Origin of the sequence: Delftia sp. WSY_16 (assembly GCF_043104415.1) — a bacterium.
Lineage (GTDB): Bacteria > Pseudomonadota > Gammaproteobacteria > Burkholderiales > Burkholderiaceae_C > Comamonas > Comamonas tsuruhatensis.
This window is the reverse complement of sequence record NZ_JBICKS010000018.1, coordinates 150,864-166,949: the sequence shown is the minus strand read 5'-3', so window position 1 is coordinate 166,949 and position 16,086 is coordinate 150,864. Positions and strand designations below refer to the sequence as shown.

Below are 16,086 nucleotides of genomic sequence, written 5' to 3'. Positions count from 1 at the left end.
CCTGTACCGTACCTGTGCTGCGCATCGAGCGGGTTTATGCTCGCTCCCAGCCGCGGCCTGCCCGCCGCCGCGGCACAGACAGACAGCAAGAGATTCCCCCATGATCGAAAACTCCCTCTGGCATCCCGTGGCCCAGGCCCACGAAGTTGTCGATGCGCCGCTGGGCGTGCAACTGCTGGACCAGCCCCTGGTGCTGTGGCGCGATCCGCAAGGCCAGGTCCGCGTCTTCGTGGACCGCTGCCCGCACCGTGGTGCACGCCTGTCCATGGGCCGTGTCGAGAACGGCCACCTTGAATGCCCCTACCACGGCTGGCAGTTCGCCGACAGCGGCCAGTGCGTCAAGGTGCCGGCCCTGCCCAGCTTCACGCCCCCGCCCTCGCAGTGCGTGAAGGCCTTCGAGGCACAGGAAGCCTACGGCCTGGTCTGGGTGCGGCTGGCCACGGGCGAGGAGCTCTCGGCTGTTCCGGCCCTGGCGGCCCTGGCGGCACTGCCAGCCTTTGAAGCCGAGGCGGACGCGCACCTGCGCAAGCTCAACTGCGGCCCCTACGACGTGGCCGCCAGCGCGCCGCGCATCATCGAGAACTTCCTGGACATGTCGCACTTCGGCTTTGTCCACGAAGGCTGGCTGGGCAGCCGCGACGCCACGGCCATCGAAGCCTATGCCGTGGAGACCACGGCCACGGGCGTGCTGGCCACGGGCTGCAAGGCCGTGCAGCCGCAGTCCAACCTGCACTCCACCAGCGCGGCCGAGGTCGAGTACACCTACGAAGTCACGGCGCCCTATGCCGCCGTGCTGACCAAGCTGCCCGAATCCGGCACCACCCGGGCCGGATGGCGCGAGTCCATCGCCCTGTTCATCTGCCCCGTCACGCCCGAGACCAGCCGCGTCTGGTTCCGGCTGGCCGTGGCAGACTTCGACTCGCCCGACGCACAGCTGCAGGAATTCCAGCACACCATCTTCTGCCAGGACCAGCCCGTGCTGGAGTCGCAGCAGCCCAAGTGCCTGCCGCTGGACCCGCGCGCCGAAATGCACTCTGCGGCCGACCGCATGTCGTCCGCCTACCGCCGCTACCTCCGGGCCAGCGGCATCACCTTCGGAGTCTGCTGATGCACACCGTACCCGCCGTGGATGCCGCGCATCTGCCCCAGTTGCTCAAGGCCATGCCCAAGGCCGAGCTGCACATGCACATCGAAGGCTCGCTGGAGCCCGAGCTGATCTTTGCGCTGGCCCAGCGCAATGGCGTGAAGCTGCCCTATGCCAGCGTGGAAGACCTGCGCCGCGCCTATGCCTTCACCGATCTGCAAAGCTTTCTGGACATCTACTACGCCGGCGCCAGCGTGCTGCTTTACGAGCAGGATTTCTACGACATGGGCCGCGCCTACCTGACGCGCGCCGCGCAAGACAACGTGGTCCATGCCGAGATCTTCTTCGACCCCCAGACCCACACCCAGCGCGGCGTGGGCATGGAGACCGTGATCAACGGCCTGTACCGCGCCTGCCGCGATGCGGAGATAGAGCAGGGCATCTCGTCGGCGCTGATCCTGAGCTTTCTGCGCCACCTCAGCGAGGAGGACGCCTTCGCCACGCTGGAGGCCGCGCTGCCGCTGCGCGACCGCTTCATCGGCGTGGGGCTGGACAGCAGCGAGGTCGGCAACCCGCCCGAGAAGTTCGCCCGCGTGTTCGCGCGCTGCCGCGAGCTGGGCCTGCACCTGGTCGCGCATGCGGGCGAGGAGGGACCTCCCGCCTATATCTGGGGCGCGCTGGACGTGCTGCATTCCGAGCGCATAGACCACGGCGTGCAGGCCGCGCGCGACGAGGCCCTGATGCAGCGCCTGGTGCGCGACGGCGTGCCGCTGACCGTGTGCCCGCTGTCCAACCTCAAGCTGTGCGTGGTGGCCGACCTGGCGCAGCACAACCTGCCGCAGTTGCTGGAGGCGGGTCTCAAGGTCACGGTCAATTCCGATGATCCGGCCTACTTCGGCGGCTACGTGAACGAGAACTACCTGCAGCTGTTCGCCGCCACGGGCATGAACTCGCAGCAGGCCTGGCAGTTGGCGGTCAACAGCTTTGACGCCAGCTTCGTCACGCCCCAGCAGCGCGCCCACTGGATGCGCCAGCTGGAGGCCGTGTTCGCCAAGTACGCAGCCCTGGCCTGAGTCCGCTCAGGCCAGCGCCTTCCTGAGGCGCTCGGCATGGTCCTGCAGCGCCTGCATGCCGGGCTCCTTGCGCGGCCAGCCCAGGCCCACGCCGTCGCCCTCGTGGCGCGGCAGCACATGCAGGTGGAAGTGGAAGACGGTCTGCCCGCCCGCCGCGCCATTGGCCTGGAACAGGCTGATGCCTTCGGGGTCGAACGCTGACTGCACGGCCTGCGCCACGCGCTGGGCCGTGCGCATCACGGCGCCGGCCTCGTCGGGCGTGAGGTCCAGCAGGGTCACGGCATGGCGCTTGCTGGCCACCAGCACATGGCCGGGATTGACCTGGCCGATGTCCATGAAGGCGATGGTCTGCTCGTCCTCGAACACCTTGGCGGACGGGATCTCGCCCGCCACGAGGCGGCAGAAGATGCACTGGCCCGGGGGCGAGGTATCGACGAACATCGGCATGGTCTTGTACTCCTTGGTGGTTGCTTGGGGGTGGAATTTGCCGACGATCTTAGAGCGTGTTAAGCACTTTTAAGTACCCGCGTTGGTTCTGCGCGCTGGTGATCGCAAGGCGCAGTGCGCCGCCAAGGCTGGAGCCTTGGCAAGCGCTGCAACGCCGCGAGCGCCTGCGCGCAGAGCCAACCCTTCGGGAAAGCCGGGAAATGGGCCCGGCCCTTCGTTGCAGCACACTTGCGGTATGGCAACCGCGGCGCGCGCTGCGCCTCGTTCCGGGCCCATTTCCCGGCTTTCGCGGGCACTTAAAAGTGCATAACACGCTCTAGTAGACGGTATCTGCCGCCCCTTATGGAGGCCATAAGCGCAGGCCCAGGCAGCCCCCGGGGCCGCTGCCTATAATCGCGCCCCGCACCGGCCGCTGCCCACGGCAGGTGCGTTTTCATTTCCGGGCCATGTAGAGGAACACCATGTACAAAAACCTCGCAGCCGCAGTCGCGGCCGCAAGTCTTGTATCCACGGCCTTGTCCCAAGGCCATCCCGCCCCTTCATCCCCCGCAGGTTCCGCGCCCCTCAAGGCCGCCTTCGTCTATCTGACGCCCGTGCTCGACGCCGGCTGGACGCGCCAGCACGACGAGGGCCGGCGCGCATTGCAGGCGGCCCTGGGCCCGCGCGTGCAGACCCGCGCCGTGGACAGCGTGCCCGAGGGCCCCGACGCCGAGCGCGTGCTGCGCGACCTGGCCGCCAGCGGCAACCAACTGATCTTCACCACCAGCTTCGGCTACACCGAGTCCGTGATGCGCGTGGCGCGCGACTTCCCGCAGGTGAAGTTCGAGTCGGTCACGGGCTTCAAGCGCGCCGACAACGTGGCCACCTCGAATGCGCGCTACTACGAGGGCCGCTATCTGTCGGGCATTGCCGCAGGCCGTGCCAGCAAGACGGGCGTGGCCGGCTTCGTGGTCGGCTTTCCGATTCCCGAGGTGCTGCAAGGCATCAACGCCTTCACGCTGGGCATGCGCTCGGTCAATCCCAAGGCCACGGTCAAGGTGGTCTGGCTGGATACCTGGTTCGACCCGCCGCGCGAGCGCGATGCGGCCATGGCACTGTTCAACGGCGGCGTGGACGTGGTGTCCTTCCAGGTCGCATCCACCGCCGTGATGCAGGCCGCCCAGGAGCGCGGCCGCATGGCGATTGCCTACCACTCCGACATGCGCAAGGACGGGCCCGACGCCCAGTTGCTGGCCGTCACCCACCAGTGGGGTGACTACTACACGGCGCGCGCCCGCGCCGTGCTGGGCGGCAGCTGGAAGAGCCAGGACACCTGGGGCGGCGTGCGCGAGGGCATGATCCGCGTGGAGGGCTTCGGCCCCAGGCTGCCGCCCGCCGTGCGCGAGGAAGTGCTGCAGCGCCAAAAGGACATGGCCCAGGGCCGCCTGCAGCCCTTCAAGGCCGGCGACCAGCCGGTGCGCGACAACCAGGGCCAGGTGCGCATTCCAGCCGGCAAGCAGCTGGACGATGCGCAGATCCTGCAGATGAACTGGCTGGTGGAAGGCGTGCAGGCCACCCTGCCCAAGTGAGATGTATCCCCTGGCTGCCGCCCTGGCGTAAACCCTAGGGTGGCGCCTGCCGATGGCGCCTATAGCGCTGCGGATATGGCATCTGCCTGTCCGCCCGCTAAGCTTGGCGGCATGCAAATCTACCGTTCCTCATTGCTGCGTTTTGCCGACGATGGCCAGGCGCTCTACGACGAAGACGGCCTGCTGGCCGTCGCCCCGGATGACAAGGGGCAGCAGCGCGTGGTCGCCGCCGGCAGCTGGCAGGCGCTGCAGGCACAGTTCACCGGACAGCCGGGCGCTGAAGTCACCCATCTGCCGGGCCGCATCCTGGCGCCAGGCTTCATCGACCTGCACATCCACTATCCGCAGACCGATGTGATCGGCGCGCCCGCCGCCGGCCTGCTGCCCTGGCTGGAGAAATACACCTTTCCGCACGAGTCGGCCTTTTGCGAACGCGCGCATGCCGACAGCGTGGCCGAGTTCTTCCTGGACGAGCTGCAGCGCAACGGCGTGACCACGGCGCTGGCCTTTGCCACCTCGCACCCGGGGTCGGTCGATGCGCTCATGGGCGCGTCGCAGGCGCGCGGCATGCGCATGATCACGGGCAAGGTGCTGCAGGACCGCCACAGCCCCGACGGCGTGCGCGACCAGACCGAGCAAAGCCTGATCGACACCGAAAACCTGATCCAGCGCTGGCATGGCGTGGACCGCCTGGGCTACGCCATCACGCCGCGCTTTGCCCCCACCAGCACGCATGAGCAGCTGCGCGGCGCGGGCGAGCTGGCCGCACGCTACGCCGATGTCTGGATCCAGTCGCACGTGGCCGAGAACCTGGACGAGGTGCGCTGGGTGGCCGAACTCTTTCCGAAGGCCCGCAGCTATCTGTCGGTCTACGACGACTTCGGCCTGATGCGCGAGCGCGCCGTCTACGCGCACTGCATCCACCTGGACGATGAAGACCGCGCCCTGATGCGTGAACGCAGCACCGCCGCCGCCGTGAGCCCCACCAGCAACCTGTTCCTGGGCAGCGGCTTCTTCGACTTTGCGCGGGCCGACGCCGCGCAGTTCCTCTACGGCCTGGCCAGCGACGTGGGCGGCGGCATGAGCTTCAGCCCTTTCCGCACCATGCAGGCCGCCTATGTGGCGGGCCGCGAGGGCCAGACCAAGCAGGGCCTGAGCCTGTCGCCCGGCAACCTGTGGTGGCAGCACACGGCGGGCGCGGCGCGCGCATTGGGGCTGGCCGGCCAGGTGGGCAATCTGCAGCCGGGCTGCGAAGCCGACTTCGTGGTCATCAACCCGGCCTGCACGCCGCTGCTCGAGCGCAAGACCCGCCAGGCCGAGAGCCTGGACGAGCTGCTGTTCGCCATGATCATCCTGGGCGATGACCGCCTGATAGAGCGCACCGTCGTTTCTCAAGCAAAATAGCGCCTTTGCGCCAGTGCCCGGCCGGGTGCTGGCGCCTGACAAGGACAGCTAGGGAACGAGGAATTGCCATGAGCATCAAGAGCGACAAGTGGATCCGTCGCATGGCCGAGGATCACGGCATGATCGAGCCTTTCGAGCCGGCCCAGGTTCGCAACGTCGATGGCCGCAAGATCATCAGCTACGGCACCAGCAGCTATGGCTACGACATCCGCTGCGCACCCGAATTCAAGGTGTTCACCAACATCCACAGCACCGTGGTGGACCCCAAGAACTTCGATGAGAAAAGCTTCGTCGATTTTGAGGGTGACAGCTGCATCATCCCGCCCAACAGCTTCGCGCTGGCGCGCACGGTCGAGTACTTCCGCATCCCGCGCAACGTGCTGACCATCTGCCTGGGCAAGAGCACCTACGCGCGCTGCGGCATCATCGTCAACGTCACGCCGTTCGAGCCCGAATGGGAAGGCTATGTGACGCTGGAGTTCTCCAACACCACGCCGCTGCCCGCCCGCATCTACGCCGGTGAAGGCTGCGCCCAGGTGCTGTTCTTCGAGAGCGATCCCGACGATGTCTGCGAGGTCAGCTACCGGGACCGTGGCGGCAAGTACCAGGGGCAGGTGGGCGTGACGCTTCCCAAGGCCTGACGGCTTTGGCCCGGCAGACAAGGCCCGCAGCGAAAGCTGCGGGCCTTTTTCATCGCCGGGCCGCCCCAAGATGAAAAGCGGCCCCCTTGGGGGGCAGCGGACCTTGCGCAGCAAGGGTAGCGTGGGGGGCATTTTTCATCGCCGGGCCGCCCCAAGATGAAAAGCGGCCCCCTTGGGGGGCAGCGGACCTTGCGCAGCAAGGGTAGCGTGGGGGTCATTCTTCATCGCCGGGCCGCCCCAAGATGAAAAGCGGCCCCCTTGGGGGGCAGCGGACCTTGCGCAGCAAGGGGAGCGTGGGGGTCATTCTTCATTCCACCAGCGCCGGGGCGGCGTCGATGCGCGAATGCGCGCCGCAGCTCTCGCGCCGTGCGGCGGCGGCCGTGGCCATGAGCCAGCAGACATCGAGCTGGTTGCGCAGCGCATGGCCTGCGGCAGGTGCCAGCCTTTCCCGCCATGCCGCAATGCGCTGCACGGCCTGTGCCAGGCCCTGGTCGCTGCGCTGTATGCCCACGCAGTCCTGCATGAGCTGGCGCAACTCCTGCGCGACGGCTGCCGTGTCCTGCTCCTGTGCGCCGGCCTGCAGGGTTTCGGTCGGCCGGGCCGGCGCCGGGGCAGCAGCCGGCTGCTGCGCGATGGCCCGGGCGGCCGCGCGGCCCATCACCACGCATTCGAGCAGCGAATTGCTGGCCAGCCGGTTGGCGCCGTGCAGTCCGGTGCGCGCCACCTCGCCGATGGCGTGCAGGCCATCGACATCCGTGCGCCCGTCGATATCGGCCAGCACGCCGCCGCAGGCGTAGTGGGCGCAGGGGGCCACGGGAATCGGCTGCGTCGCAATGTCGATGCCATGGCTGGCGCACAGGGCCATCACGCCCGGGAAATGCGACTGCAGCCAGGCGCGGGGCCTGTGGCTGATGTCCAGGTGCACGAAGGCCAGGCCATGGCGGTCCATCTCGTGCCGGATGGCCCGGGCCACGATGTCGCGCGGCGCCAGTTCGGCCCGCTCGTCATGGGCAGGCATGAAGCGCGTGCCGTCCGGCAGGCGCAGCAGGGCGCCTTCTCCGCGCAATGCCTCGGAGACCAGGCCGGCCGCACGGCCGCCCACCTGCAGGGCCGTGGGATGGAACTGCATGAACTCCAGGTCGCCTACGCGGCAGCCTGCGCGCCAGGCCATGGCCACGCCATCGCCCGTGGCGGTGGCCGGGTTGGTGGTGGCGGGATAGACCTGCCCCAGCCCGCCGGTGGCCAGCACGGTATGCGCGGCATGCCAGCGCTGCTGGCGGCCATCGGGCAGGCGCACCAGCGCGCCTGTGCAGTGCGCAGGCTGTCCTTCCGTCAGCAGGTCCAGCGCGCTGGTGTGCTCATGCAAATCGATGTTCGCGCGCTCCCGGCAGGCACGCAGCAGGGCGGCGTGCACGGCCTGGCCGGTGCAGTCGGCGGCATGCACGATGCGGCGGCGGCCGTGGCCGCCCTCGCGCGTGAGGTGCAGGCCACCGCTGTCGTCGCGCGTGAAAGGCACGCCGTGGGCCACCAGCCAATCGATGGCGGCAGGCGCCTGCTCAAGGATGGCGCGCACGGCCTGTGCATCGCACTGGCCTGCGCCCGCGACCAGGGTGTCCGCCACGTGTTCGTCGATGCTGTCCTGTGCATCCAGCACGGCGGCAATGCCGCCCTGGGCCCAGGCGCTGGCACATTCCTCGGCCGCGCCCTTGCTGAGCAGGGCCACGCGCAGATGCGGCGGCAGCGACAGGGCGGCGGCCATGCCTGCCAGGCCGGCGCCGATGATGAGTACGTCTGTGCAAGGCTGTGTCATGGCGCTGTCCTCAGGCGGGACCGAAGTGCTGGAAGAGCGCCGCATCGCGCGCAAGGTCGCCGCTGGCGCGCACGGGCTGGCGGTGGCCGGCCGCGAAAGCCAGCATGCGTTCTATAGGGCGGCGCGCGGCCTGGGCGATGGCGGGATCCACCTCGATGGCGCACAGGCCCTGCTCCAGGGCCAGCTCCACGCCCTGCAGGCTGTTCATCGCCATCCACGGGCACATGGCGCAGCTCTTGCAGGTGGCGCCCTGGCCGGCCGTGGGCGCGGGCAGGAAGGTCTTGCCCGGGTAGCGCATGCGCATGTCGTGCAGGATGCCCTGGTCGGTGGCGACGATGAAGGTGTCGGTGGGCAGCCGGCCAGCCGCGTTGATGAGCTGGGTGGTGGAGCCCACCACGTCCGCCTGGGCGACCACGGCGGCCGGCGACTCGGGATGCACGAGGATGGCGGCCTGCGGATACTCCAGTGCCATGGCGGCCAGTTCGTCGGCCTTGAACTCGTCATGGACCAGGCAGGAGCCATGCCACAGCAGCATGTCGGCGCCGGTCTGGCGCTGGATGTGGGCGCCCAGGTGGCGGTCGGGCGCCCAGAGGATCTTCTCGCCGCAGGCATGCAGGTGGGCCACGATGTCCTGTCCCACCGACGATGTGACCACCCAGTCGGCACGCGCCTTCACCGCCGCGCTGGTATTGGCGTAGACCACGACCGTGCGGTCCGGGTGGGCGTCGCAAAAGGCGCTGAACTCGTCTGCCGGGCAGCCCAGGTCCAGTGAGCAGCTGGCGTCGTCGTCGGGCATGAGCACGCGCTTTTCCGGGCTGAGGATCTTGGCGGTCTCTCCCATGAAGCGCACGCCGGCCACGATCAGGGTGCTGGCCTGGTGCTGGGCGCCGAAGCGCGCCATCTCCAGCGAATCGCCCACGCAGCCGCCGGTCTCGCGCGCCAGGTCCTGCAGTTCGCCATCCACGTAGTAGTGGGCCACGAGCACGGCATCGCGCTCGTGCAGCAGGGCGCGTATGCGCTCGGTGGTCCGAAGGCGCTGGGCGCGGTCCAGTTCAGGGGGAATGCGGGCCCATGCCTCGCCGATGCCGCACTGGCCGGCGTGGGAGAAATGGGGCTTGTCGTACTGCACGGATTTGAGCTGCATGGTGGCCGTCCGGGACTGTGGAAAAGGTCTGGTGATGGCTGCGAATAATATGCTCAATTTGAGTATTAGTGTGATGTTTTTTCCCGCACTGGTGTTTTGCGGCAGGCGGCAAGCCGAGGGGGCAGAAAGCGGCGCGGGGCCGTCTCAGCGCTGAAGCTGCACGTTGTTGCGGCCTGCGCCCTTGGCCTCGTACAGCGCTTCGTCGCCACGGCGCAGCATGGCGGCGGCCGTGTCCGTGGTGCCGCGCAGCGTGGCCACGCCCACGCTGGCGGTGACGGGCTCGCCGTGGGCCATGGGCGTGGAGGCCAGCAGTTCGCGCAGTTGCTCTGCAATGGCCACGGCCGCGTCGGCCGTGGTGTCGGGCAGCAGGGCCAGGAATTCCTCGCCCCCCATGCGGGCCAGCACGTCGGACTCGCGCAGCCGCATGCGGAAGGCGCGCGCCAGGGTGCGCAGCACGGCGTCGCCCATGTCATGGCCATGCTGGTCGTTGATGCGCTTGAAGTGGTCCACGTCGATGACGAGCACGCTCAAGGGGCGGCCGCTGCGGCGCGCCAGCGCCATGGCGAAGTCCAGCTGGAAATCGAAGCCCCGGCGGTTGAGCAGGCCCGTGAGCGGATCGCTGCGCGCCTGGTGCTCCAGCTCGGCATTGGCCTGCTGCAGCTGCAGGGTGCGCTCGCGCACCTGGCGCTCCATGGCCTCGTTGGCCGAGCGCAGCTGGGCAATGCTGCCGCGCAGCGCCTGCGAGAGGCGGTGCACTTCGCGGCTGCTGTGCAGCTGCGGAATGTCCGGCGCCGCGCCGCTGCCATCGATGCCGTTGGCCGCGCGGGCCAGGCGCTTGAGGTCCTGGCTGAGCCTTCGTGCCACCAGCCAGGCGATGACGGCGGCCACCAGCGCCGCCGCCAGGCCGCCGGCCAGCACCTGGTGCATGGCCTGGCGCGCGGGCGCATAGGCGCTGTCGTGCGGCTGGCGGGCCACGATGTGCCAGCCCATGGCCGTCACCCGGTTGTGGGCCTGCAGCGGCACGGTGGCCGTCAGAAAGCTCTGCGGGCTGTCCTGCCAGCGCGCCACCTGCACGGGCAGCAGCGTGGCATCGGACGTATCGGCAGACACGGTATGGGCCACCGGCAGGCGCTGGTCCAGCGCCTGCAGCGGCTCCAGGCTGTCGCCCGGGGCGTGGATGATCTTGCCGTGGCGGTCAAAGATGAAGAGGCCGATCTGGCGATCCCCGCTGTCGGCCTGCTGCAAGGTCTGCATGGTCTCTCGCACCCATTCCCAGCTGCTGTGCATGCACAGCACGCCCTGCGTGAGTCCGCCCACGCGGATGGGCGCTGCAAAGTCCATGAACCGGCGCGGCGCGCCGTCGGCCGGGGGCGCAAGCAGCGCGGCCATGCGCGGCGAGGAGGCACGCACGTCGCCCACATGCACGCGCTGCAGCCCCGGCTCGAACCAGGGCCGGTCGCTGACATCGTGGCCCACCAGCAACTGGTCGGTGGCGCTGCGCACCGTGCCCTCGGCGTCGGCCACGCCTATCCAGAGGTTGGACGGCGTCAGCGAACGGGCGCGGTTGAGCAGCGCTCCCACGCCCGGGGAATCCAGCCCTTGCACCCACAGCTCCGGCGAAGCGGCCAGCACCTCCACGGTATGGGCACGGCTGAACAGCCCTTCAGACAACTGCCGCGCCGCGTTGGAGGCCATGGCATGCAGCGAGGCGCTGACCTCGCGCTCCATGCGCCAGCGCAGCAGTTCGCCGAAGGCCAGTGACATCAGCACCGTCACGCCCACCAGCAGCGAGCCGAAGACCAGGGCCAGTTGCGTGCGCAGGCCCAGGCGCTGCCAGCGGCCGGGCTCGGTGCTTGGGGGCGGGGCGGGGGAATCCGGGGGGGAAAGCTCGTTCAACGCAGAAATCCGTCGTCAACTGTTCTGAAGCGCAGCCCGGCGCATTGCCAGGCGGGTGGCCGCAAGGTCCCAGCCCCCCCATCCGCAGGATTTGAACAGCACCGGCACCTGCGGGCGAAGCCATTGCTCGCGCACCACCTGCTCCAGCGTGGGCAGGGCGGCCACGTCCATGCCCGCCTGCAGCAGATCACCCGCTTCGTGCAGCGCATCTGCGGTATCGACGACGACGCGGCCCGCCTGCGCAAGGTCCAGGCACAGGCTGGGCGCCAGCTCCACCATCTGCGGCGTGAAGGCGCCCACGGCCGAGACAAAGGCATCGGCGCGCGGGGCTGCATGCAGCACCACGGCGCGGGCCGGCGTGCAGGTCACGATCAGCGGGCAATGGCGCGCGGCGGCCTCCAGATCCTGCACGGCACTGGCCTGCAGGCCCATGGCATGCGCCTGGCTGACCAGTGACTTGGCGCTCTCGGCGCTGCGCGATGCCACCTGGACCTCGCGCACGCCCAGGCCTGCTGCAAAGGCCTGCATATGGGCCAGGCCCTGCACGCCGGCGCCCACGATCAGCAGCGGGCCCTGCGGATTGGGAGCCAGCCTTTGCGCGGCCAGCAGCGATACGGCGGCCGTGCGCCGCGCCGTGACCGTGGGGCCGTCCAGGATCAGGCGGCGCTCGCCCGTGGCCACATCGAAGACCACCACATCGCCCTGGATGGTGGCGCGCGGCGTGCCGGAATTGCCGGGCGTGAGGCTGATCAGCTTGGTCATGGCCACCTGCCCATCGGTGGCGGGCATGCAAAACAGGCTGCCTCCTGCGGGCAGCGGCATCACGATGCGCGGCGGCACCTGCACTGCCCGGGGCTGCAGCAGTACAGCCGCGATCTCTTCGGCCAGCTCCTTCCAGGGCAGCAGGGCGGCCGTGGCCTGCGCGTCTAGGGCGGCGGAGGAGTGCGTGCTGGAATGGCTCATGGCCGCGACTGTACACAGTAGGCGCGCGCAGGCCAATGCGCGATGTGTCCGGTGGTGCACCCAGGCCCGCGCAGGCCTGCGCAGGCACTACGATGTCGCCTATGTCACAAAAGCCTTCTTATCCGCGCGAGGAGCCCAGCTGGGACGGTTCGGCGCGGCCCGAAGCTCCCCGCAAGGAATCGGCCCCGCGCTACGAGCAGCAGCGGCGCGGGCCCGCGCCCGAACCGTGGCAGCGCGAGGAGCCTCCCAGCGAACAGGCACCTGCGCCCCGCAGGCCCGGCGAGCCTGCACGCGAGCGGCGCAGGCACGGCGGATGGGGGCTGGGCCTGGCGGTCGTCGTCGGCCTGTGCATCGTCGCCGCGCTGCTGGCCGGCATGGTGCTGGTGGCGCGCGAGCAGGTACTGCGCAGCCAGGCGCCGCCGGTCACTGCCCCCATGGCGGTGCAGCCCGTGCGCTGATACACGCCGTATCATTGCCGGGACTGCGGACGCTGCGGCCCCGCAGGTTCCGACGTAATATCGCCGCCCGATGCTGCAGGCCGCAGCACAGATCCAGGAGCGAACACCATGAGATGGGAAGGCAACCGCGAGTCGGACAATGTGGAGGACCGCCGTGATGACGGTGGTGGTGGCGGTGGTGGTCCCGTCTTTGGCGGGCGCAGCATCGGCATCGGCACCATCGTCATCGCCCTGGTCGGTGGCTGGGTGCTGGGCATCAATCCGCTGACCATCCTGGGGGCGCTCAGCGGCGGCGCGCCGGTGCAGGTGCAGCAGCCCCAGGGGCCGGCCCACAAGCCGCCGGCCGACGACCAGCTCGCCCGCTTCGTCTCCACCGTGCTGGCCGATACCGAGGATGTGTGGCGCGAGGTGTTCCGCCAGGGCGGAGCCCAATATGCCGATCCCAAGCTCGTGCTGTTCCGCGGCGCCACGCCCACGGCCTGCGGCACGGGGCAGTCCGCCATGGGGCCGTTCTACTGCCCTGCCGACCAGAAGGTCTATATCGACCTGGGCTTCTACGAGACGCTCAAGAACCAGCTCGGCGCGCCCGGCGATTTCGCCCAGGCCTATGTGATTGCCCACGAGGTGGGCCACCACGTGCAGAACCTGCTGGGCATCAGCGCCCAGGTGGACCGTGCGCGGGGCCGCGTCAGCAAGGTCGAATACAACCATCTGTCGGTCAAGCTGGAGCTGCAGGCCGATTGCCTGGCCGGCGTCTGGGCGAACCGCGCGCAAAGCGCACGCCAGATCCTGGAGCAGGGCGATGTGGAGTCGGCCATGAATGCCGCTTCCAAGATCGGCGACGACGCCCTGCAGCGCGCCGGTGGCGGCGCCGTCGTGCCCGACAGCTTCACGCATGGCACCAGTGCCCAGCGCCAGCGCTGGTTCAGCACCGGTCTGCGCACCGGCAGCGTCAAGTCCTGCGACACTTTCTCGGCCGCTTCGCTTTGAAAAATGCCCCCCGAGGGGCGCTTTCCCATCTCGAGGCGGCGGCCCGGCGATGAAAAAATGCCCGCATAGCGGGCCCTCGTACCGGGTTTTTGCGGGTTGCGCTCACGCAACGCCATGCTTGTCCAGGTGCCAATTGGCGTTATTGCAACGCACAAATCGCGCTAGGTGCGACAATAGCGTCCTCAATGACAAGCTCTTTCTCCAATCTCCAACTGGCCGAGTCCCTGGCGCGCGCCGTGGCCGACATGGGCTACGAGTCCATGACGCCCATCCAGGCGCAGGCCATTCCGGTTGTTCTGACCGGCAAGGATGTCATGGGCGCAGCCCAGACCGGCACGGGCAAGACGGCAGCGTTCTCGCTGCCGTTGCTGCAGCGGCTGATGCGCCACGAAAATGCCTCCGCTTCGCCTGCACGGCACCCCGTGCGGGCGTTGGTGCTTTTGCCCACGCGCGAACTGGCGGACCAGGTGGCTCAGCAGATCGCCCAGTACGCCAAGTACACCAAGCTGCGCAGCACCGTGGTGTTCGGCGGCATGGACATGAAACCGCAGACGCTGGAACTGAAAAAGGGCGTCGAGGTGCTGGTGGCCACGCCGGGCCGGCTGCTTGACCATATCGAAGCCAAGAACGTGGTGCTCAACCAGGTCGAGTACGTGGTGCTCGACGAGGCGGACCGCATGCTGGACATCGGCTTCCTGCCCGACCTGCAGCGCATCCTGTCCCATCTGCCCAAGACACGCACCACCTTGCTGTTCAGCGCCACCTTCTCGCCCGAGATCAAGCGCCTGGCCGGCAGCTACCTGCAAGACCCCGTCACCATCGAAGTGGCCCGTCCCAACGAGACGGCGTCCACGGTGGAGCAGCGCTTCTACAGCGTCAGCGACGACGACAAGCGCTATGCGCTGCGTTCGCTGCTCAAGCAGCGCGAGATCCGCCAGGCCTTCGTCTTTTCCAACAGCAAGCTGGGCTGCGCCCGCCTGACGCGGGCGCTGGAGCGCGACGGTTTGCGCGCAACGGCGCTGCACGGCGACAAGAGCCAGGACGAGCGCCTGAAGGCGCTTGAAGCCTTCAAGCGCGGCGAGGTCGATCTGCTGGTGTGTACCGATGTCGCGGCCCGCGGCCTGGACATCAAGGACGTGCCGGCCGTCTTCAACTACGACGTGCCCTTCAACGCCGAAGACTATGTGCACCGCATCGGCCGCACGGGCCGCGCAGGCGCCTCCGGCATTGCCGTGACCCTGGTGACCAGCCACGATGCGCGCCTGGTGGGCGAGATCGAGAAGCTCATCAAGAAGAAGATCAACGTCGAAACCTGCCCCATGGAAGATTTCCGCGGCAGCGCACCGCGTGGTCACCGTTTCGACGAGCTGCCGCGCCAAGGCGCTGGCGGCGGGTACGGTCGTGAACGGGATCGCGGTGGCGAGCGTGGCGATCGCGGTGCCGATGCAGCACGGGGCAGCACGGGCTTCGGCCATCGCGGCTCGCGCATGGCCCAGCGCCCGGCGCATTCCGACCCCTTCTTCGACAAGCCCTATGAGCCTTCGGCCAGCGCCGACGCCAACTGGGAAAGCCAGCGCGCTGCGCCCAAGGCCGGCGGCAACATCAAGCCCAAGCGCAAGCTGGCGGCGCTGTTCAAGGCACCGGTCGCGCCCGCCGCGCCCGTCGCCACCTCCGAGGTCTGAGCGCCGCACACGCGGCCTGCCTCCCGAATAACGCCTGCCTTGCAGGCGTTTTTTCATGGGTGCACGGGCTGCTCCCGATCAGCCTGGGGCCTGGGCCTGCGGGCAATCCACCTGGATCAGCTCCCTGTCCGCCAGATGGTCGCCGAAGCGCATCATGCTCAGGCAGCCACCCCAGACGCAGCCCGTGTCCAGCGCCACCAGATCGGGCCGGTTGATATGGCCCAGCGTGGACCAGTGGCCAAAGGCAATGGGCACGCCCGCCGTGGCGCGGCCCGGCACATCGAACCAGGGCATGAGTCCTGGCGCCGCCTGCTCTGCCGACTCCGTGCTGTCGAAATCCATGACCCCCTGAGCGCTGCAAAAACGCAGCCGGGTCAGCGCGTTGACGATGACACGCAGCCGTTCCCAGCCCTGCAGATCCGGCGACCAGCGATCGGGCTGGTTGCCGTACATGGCTTGCAGGAAATCCGGCAATTGCGCGCTGCGAAGTACCGTGTGCACCTCGCCTGCAAGGTCCATCACTTCCTGGGCGGTCCACTGCGGCAGCACGCCTGCGTGGACCATCAGCAGCTCATCGCCATGCACCGTGCGGTGGCTGCGCGCCAGCGGCTGCTGTCGCAGCCAGTCCAGGAGTTGGTCACGATCGGGCGCTTGCAGCACCTGGGCCAAGGTGTCGCGGCGGCTGTTGCGGCGCACGCCGTGGGCGGCGGCCAGCAGGTGGAGGTCATGGTTGCCCAGCAGGGCGCGCATGGAGTCGCCGGCGGCCATGCAGGTGCGCAGTACCTTGTCCGATGCCGGGCCGCGATTCACCAGGTCGCCGAGGATGTACAAGGTATCGCGGCTGGCGGAGAAATCCACGCGTTGCAGCAGGCGCTCAAAGGCGTCGTGGCATCCCTGGATATCACCGATACAGTAAAGTGCCATGG

General features: G+C 68.8%; 14 protein-coding genes. 8 read left to right on the top strand and 6 right to left on the bottom strand.

Features of this window, described 5'->3' with window-relative positions; translation table 11 throughout:
- Positions 1-100: 100 nt before the first annotated feature.
- The gene (locus tag ACF8O7_RS09030; protein WP_016449761.1) at positions 101-1,108 is read left to right on the top strand and encodes an aromatic ring-hydroxylating dioxygenase subunit alpha; all 1,008 of its coding nucleotides are present in this window, start codon (positions 101-103) and stop codon (positions 1,106-1,108) included.
- Complete coding sequence (locus ACF8O7_RS09025) at positions 1,108-2,157, top strand: adenosine deaminase (protein ID WP_277849559.1); 1,050 nt, start codon at positions 1,108-1,110, stop codon at positions 2,155-2,157. Before ACF8O7_RS09030 ends, ACF8O7_RS09025 begins: the two co-directional genes overlap by 1 nt.
- A gap of 6 nt (positions 2,158-2,163) precedes the next feature.
- On the opposite strand, the gene ACF8O7_RS09020 is transcribed toward ACF8O7_RS09025, so the two are convergent.
- Complete coding sequence (locus ACF8O7_RS09020; RefSeq protein WP_046241129.1) at positions 2,164-2,604, bottom strand: HIT family protein; 441 nt, start codon at positions 2,602-2,604, stop codon at positions 2,164-2,166.
- 461 nt (positions 2,605-3,065) lie between these two features.
- Between ACF8O7_RS09020 and ACF8O7_RS09015 the strand changes: the two genes are divergently transcribed.
- From ACF8O7_RS09015 to dcd, 3 genes are all read left to right on the top strand, one after another.
- Positions 3,066-4,172 carry a BMP family ABC transporter substrate-binding protein gene (locus ACF8O7_RS09015; protein WP_392443153.1) on the top strand — a complete coding sequence of 369 codons (1,107 nt, stop codon included), beginning with the start codon at positions 3,066-3,068 and terminating at the stop codon, positions 4,170-4,172.
- A 111-nt stretch (positions 4,173-4,283) separates the two neighbouring features.
- Positions 4,284-5,576, top strand: coding sequence for a guanine deaminase (gene guaD, locus ACF8O7_RS09010; protein WP_151020264.1), 1,293 nt, complete (start codon positions 4,284-4,286; stop codon positions 5,574-5,576).
- Between the two features lie 68 nt (positions 5,577-5,644).
- Positions 5,645-6,217 carry a dCTP deaminase gene (gene dcd / locus ACF8O7_RS09005; RefSeq protein WP_013803686.1) on the top strand — a complete coding sequence of 191 codons (573 nt, stop codon included), beginning with the start codon at positions 5,645-5,647 and terminating at the stop codon, positions 6,215-6,217.
- 307 nt (positions 6,218-6,524) lie between these two features.
- Here the strand turns inward: dcd and nadB are convergent, their stop codons facing one another.
- From nadB to ACF8O7_RS08985, 4 genes are all read right to left on the bottom strand, one after another.
- The gene (gene nadB / locus ACF8O7_RS09000) at positions 6,525-8,027 is read right to left on the bottom strand and encodes an L-aspartate oxidase (protein ID WP_392443150.1); all 1,503 of its coding nucleotides are present in this window, start codon (positions 8,025-8,027) and stop codon (positions 6,525-6,527) included.
- Between the two features lie 10 nt (positions 8,028-8,037).
- Positions 8,038-9,171, bottom strand: coding sequence for a quinolinate synthase NadA (gene nadA, locus ACF8O7_RS08995; protein ID WP_392443148.1), 1,134 nt, complete (start codon positions 9,169-9,171; stop codon positions 8,038-8,040).
- A 144-nt stretch (positions 9,172-9,315) separates the two neighbouring features.
- A complete protein-coding gene (locus tag ACF8O7_RS08990; protein ID WP_016449011.1) occupies positions 9,316-11,067 on the bottom strand; it encodes a sensor domain-containing diguanylate cyclase in 1,752 nt (583 codons plus the stop codon).
- A 15-nt stretch (positions 11,068-11,082) separates the two neighbouring features.
- On the bottom strand, positions 11,083-12,030 hold the full coding sequence (locus ACF8O7_RS08985) for a delta(1)-pyrroline-2-carboxylate reductase family protein (RefSeq protein ID WP_392443145.1): 948 nt from the start codon (positions 12,028-12,030) through the stop codon (positions 11,083-11,085).
- A gap of 101 nt (positions 12,031-12,131) precedes the next feature.
- On the opposite strand from ACF8O7_RS08985, the gene ACF8O7_RS08980 reads away from it, so the two are divergent.
- The 3 genes from ACF8O7_RS08980 (at position 12,132) to ACF8O7_RS08970 (ending at position 15,160) form a co-directional block, all read left to right on the top strand.
- Positions 12,132-12,488, top strand: a complete 357-nt coding sequence (locus ACF8O7_RS08980) for a hypothetical protein (protein WP_392443143.1) — start codon at positions 12,132-12,134, stop codon at positions 12,486-12,488.
- Between the two features lie 108 nt (positions 12,489-12,596).
- Positions 12,597-13,478, top strand: coding sequence for a neutral zinc metallopeptidase (locus ACF8O7_RS08975; protein WP_016449008.1), 882 nt, complete (start codon positions 12,597-12,599; stop codon positions 13,476-13,478).
- Between the two features lie 185 nt (positions 13,479-13,663).
- Complete coding sequence (locus ACF8O7_RS08970; RefSeq protein ID WP_016449007.1) at positions 13,664-15,160, top strand: DEAD/DEAH box helicase; 1,497 nt, start codon at positions 13,664-13,666, stop codon at positions 15,158-15,160.
- A 78-nt stretch (positions 15,161-15,238) separates the two neighbouring features.
- On the opposite strand, the gene ACF8O7_RS08965 is transcribed toward ACF8O7_RS08970, so the two are convergent.
- Positions 15,239-16,084, bottom strand: coding sequence for a symmetrical bis(5'-nucleosyl)-tetraphosphatase (locus ACF8O7_RS08965; protein WP_016449006.1), 846 nt, complete (start codon positions 16,082-16,084; stop codon positions 15,239-15,241).
- Positions 16,085-16,086 lie beyond the last annotated feature (2 nt).

What these genes read in the sequence shown, in the direction of transcription:
- ACF8O7_RS09030 (WP_016449761.1), top strand. Translation starts at nt 101, where the DNA reads ATGATCGAAAACTCCCTCTGGCATCCCGTGGCCCAGGCCCACGAAGTT.
- ACF8O7_RS09025 (WP_277849559.1), top strand. Translation starts at nt 1,108, where the DNA reads ATGCACACCGTACCCGCCGTGGATGCCGCGCATCTGCCCCAGTTGCTC.
- ACF8O7_RS09020 (WP_046241129.1), bottom strand. Translation starts at nt 2,604, where the DNA reads ATGCCGATGTTCGTCGATACCTCGCCCCCGGGCCAGTGCATCTTCTGC.
- ACF8O7_RS09015 (WP_392443153.1), top strand. Translation starts at nt 3,066, where the DNA reads ATGTACAAAAACCTCGCAGCCGCAGTCGCGGCCGCAAGTCTTGTATCC.
- guaD (WP_151020264.1), top strand. Translation starts at nt 4,284, where the DNA reads ATGCAAATCTACCGTTCCTCATTGCTGCGTTTTGCCGACGATGGCCAG.
- dcd (WP_013803686.1), top strand. Translation starts at nt 5,645, where the DNA reads ATGAGCATCAAGAGCGACAAGTGGATCCGTCGCATGGCCGAGGATCAC.
- nadB (WP_392443150.1), bottom strand. Translation starts at nt 8,027, where the DNA reads ATGACACAGCCTTGCACAGACGTACTCATCATCGGCGCCGGCCTGGCA.
- nadA (WP_392443148.1), bottom strand. Translation starts at nt 9,171, where the DNA reads ATGCAGCTCAAATCCGTGCAGTACGACAAGCCCCATTTCTCCCACGCC.
- ACF8O7_RS08985 (WP_392443145.1), bottom strand. Translation starts at nt 12,030, where the DNA reads ATGAGCCATTCCAGCACGCACTCCTCCGCCGCCCTAGACGCGCAGGCC.
- ACF8O7_RS08980 (WP_392443143.1), top strand. Translation starts at nt 12,132, where the DNA reads ATGTCACAAAAGCCTTCTTATCCGCGCGAGGAGCCCAGCTGGGACGGT.
- ACF8O7_RS08975 (WP_016449008.1), top strand. Translation starts at nt 12,597, where the DNA reads ATGAGATGGGAAGGCAACCGCGAGTCGGACAATGTGGAGGACCGCCGT.
- ACF8O7_RS08970 (WP_016449007.1), top strand. Translation starts at nt 13,664, where the DNA reads ATGACAAGCTCTTTCTCCAATCTCCAACTGGCCGAGTCCCTGGCGCGC.
- ACF8O7_RS08965 (WP_016449006.1), bottom strand. Translation starts at nt 16,084, where the DNA reads ATGGCACTTTACTGTATCGGTGATATCCAGGGATGCCACGACGCCTTT.